Source organism: Algoriphagus namhaensis, from assembly GCF_042649705.1.
Taxonomy (GTDB): domain Bacteria; phylum Bacteroidota; class Bacteroidia; order Cytophagales; family Cyclobacteriaceae; genus Algoriphagus; species Algoriphagus namhaensis.
On sequence record NZ_JBHRZS010000010.1, the window covers coordinates 1 to 3,149 of the forward strand.

Annotated in this window: 2 rRNA genes; both read right to left on the bottom strand. The window is 50.7% G+C overall.

Features of this window, described 5'->3' with window-relative positions:
- Window positions 1-38: 38 nt before the first annotated feature.
- Window positions 39-150 (bottom strand): 5S ribosomal RNA (gene rrf / locus ACFOSV_RS17200).
- Window positions 151-264: 114 nt separating this feature from the next.
- A 23S ribosomal RNA gene (locus ACFOSV_RS17205) occupies window positions 265-3,134 on the bottom strand.
- Window positions 3,135-3,149 lie beyond the last annotated feature (15 nt).

Consider the following 3,149-nt stretch of genomic DNA (forward strand, 5'->3'; position numbering starts at 1 on the left):
AACGCAAAAAAGCCAGCTAGATAGCTGGCTTTTAAATAATGTGGCGGCGACCTACTCTCCCAGGTGTAACCCCAGTACCATCGGCGCTGCAGGGCTTAACTTCTCTGTTCGGGATGGGAAGAGGTGGGACCCCTGCGCTAGGCCGCCTAAATCTTTGTGGCTTGACCACATAATAGCTTAAGTTCTTGTCTGTGCTAACATCGGTCACCCGACATCAAACATCTGACATTAGTTAACATGTTTTGGCAAGAATTGTAACAAACGGTAGGTAAGCTTTTGGGCAATTAGTACTGCTCAGCTATGACATTACTGCCTTTACACCTGCAGCCTATCAACCTCATCGTCTCTGAGGGCCCTATTTGGAAGTCTCATCTTGAGGGGAGTTTCGCACTTAGATGCTTTCAGCGCTTATCTCTTCCCGACGTAGCTACCCGGCAATGCAATTGGCATCACAACCGGTACACCAGCGGTCAGTCCAACCCGGTCCTCTCGTACTAAGGTCAGGTCCTCGCAAACTTCCCACGCCCGCAACAGATAGGGACCGAACTGTCTCACGACGTTCTGAACCCAGCTCGCGTGCCACTTTAATGGGCGAACAGCCCAACCCTTGGGACCTTCTCCAGCCCCAGGATGTGACGAGCCGACATCGAGGTGCCAAACCTCCCCGTCGATATGAGCTCTTGGGGGAGATCAGCCTGTTATCCCCAGCGTACCTTTTATCCTTTGAGCGACGGCTCTTCCATTCAAAACCGCCGGATCACTATACCCGTGTTTCCACCCTGCTCGGCTTGTCGGCCTTACAGTCAAGCTCCCTTATGCTATTGCACTCCTCGTACGGTTACCAAGCGTACTGAGGGAACCTTTGGAAGCCTCCGTTATCCTTTTGGAGGCGACCACCCCAGTCAAACTACCCACCAAACAATGTCTCCTGAGTCAGGATTAGATACCAAGTAAATAAAGGGTGGTATTTCAACAACGACTCCTCAACGCCTAGCGACGCCAATTCACAGTCTCCCACCTATCCTACACATCATTTACCCAGTACCAATGTTAAGTTGCAGTAAAGGTGCATGGGGTCTTTCCGTCCCGTTGCGGGTACGCGGCATCTTCACCGCGACTACAATTTCACCGAGCTCATGGCTGAGACAGTGCCCAGATCGTTACACCATTCGTGCAGGTCGGAACTTACCCGACAAGGAATTTCGCTACCTTAGGACCGTTATAGTTACGGCCGCCGTTTACTGGGGCTTCGATTCAATGCGTCGCTTGCGCTAACATCCCCTCTTAACCTTCCAGCACCGGGCAGGTGTCAGGCCTTATACTTAGTCGTTAAACTTCGCAAAGCCATGTGTTTTTGTTAAACAGTCGCCTGGGCCTCTTCACTGCGGCCTCCATTACTGAAGGCGCCCCTTCTCCCGAAGTTACAGGGCCATTTTGCCGAGTTCCTTAGCCATGATTCACTCGAGCACCTTAGGATACTCTCCTCGACCACCTGTGTCGGTTTGCGGTACGGGTATCTATACGCTTAACGCTAGAAGTTTTTCTTGGAAGCCCTTAGGATCACTATCTGATTGTCCGTAAACGCTCAGTACTATCAGCTTCGGCTAGCCGCACGCATTTAACTATGCAGCCAATACCTACTACCTTTAACCCGGTATTCCGTCACCGGGCGGATCTTTCATCACTCCGTCACTCCATCACCTGTATAAATAGTATGGGAATATTAACCCATTGTCCATCGACTACCCCTCTCGGGTTCGCCTTAGGCCCCGACTAACCCTGATCCGATTAGCGTTGATCAGGAAACCTGGGTCTTACGGTGTGCGGGTTTCTCGCCCGCATTATCGTTACTTATGCCTACATTTGCTTTTCCAAAAACTCCAACACCCCTTACAGGGTATCTTCGCTGTCGTTGGAATGCTCCCCTACCACTGCAGTAAACTGCAATCCTTCGCTTCGGTACTAGATTTGATGCCCGATTATTATCGACGCCCTGTCGCTCGACCAGTGAGCTGTTACGCACTCTTTAAAGGAATAGCTGCTTCCAAGCTAACCTCCTGGCTGTCTCTGCAACTGGACCACCTTTGTTCAACTTAATCTAGATTTGGGGACCTTAGCGGAAGGTCTGGGTTCTTTCCCTCTCGGACTTGGACCTTAGCACCCAAGCCCTCACTGCCGGTTCTATATGATGGCATTCGGAGTTCGTCAGGATTTGGTAGGATTTGACTCCCCCTAGTCCTATCGGTAGCTCTACCTCCATCATACAATTCCCGACGCTGTTCCTAAAAACATTTCGGGGAGTACGAGCTATTTCTTAGTTTGATTAGCCTTTCACCCCTACCCACAGCTCATCCGGAAGCTTTTCAACGCTTATCGGTTCGGTCCTCCATGTTGTGTTACCAACACTTCAACCTGGCCATGGGTAGATCACTAAGTTTCGCGTCTACCCCCACCAACTCAATCGCCCTTTCAGACTCGCTTTCGCTCCGGGTACGGTACTGAATACCTTACCCTTGCTGATGAGGAGTAACTCGTAGGCTCATTATGCAAAAGGCACGCCGTCACGGAATCGCTCCGCTCCGACCGCTTGTAAGCGCACGGTTTCAGGTTCTATTTCACCCCGTTATTCACGGTACTTTTCACCTTTCCCTCACGGTACTTGTTCACTATCGGTCTCTCAGGAGTATTTAGCCTTACCGGATGGTGCCGGCAGTTTCAATCGGGATTTCTCCGGTCCCGACCTACTCAGGATACCCGCCTTCTTCTCAATCCTTCCAATACGGGACTATCACCCTGTATCGTTTGCCTTCCCAGACAATTCTCGTCAGATTAATCAAAATTATGCAGGTCCTACAACCCCAATCCCGCCGTAACGGGAATGGTTTGGGCTCTTCCGCGTTCGCTCGCCACTACTTACGGAATCATTATTATTTTCTCCTCCTCCAGGTACTTAGATGTTTCAGTTCCCTGGGTTTGCTTTCCTTACGGAATAGTCTTTACAGACTGGGTTGCCCCATTCGGATATCTACGGATCAACTCGCATTGGCCAATCCCCGTAGCTTTTCGCAGCTTATCACGTCCTTCTTCGCCTCTGAGAGCCTAGGCATCCCCCGTGCGCCCTTATTCACTTACTCTACTTTGCCGTATCA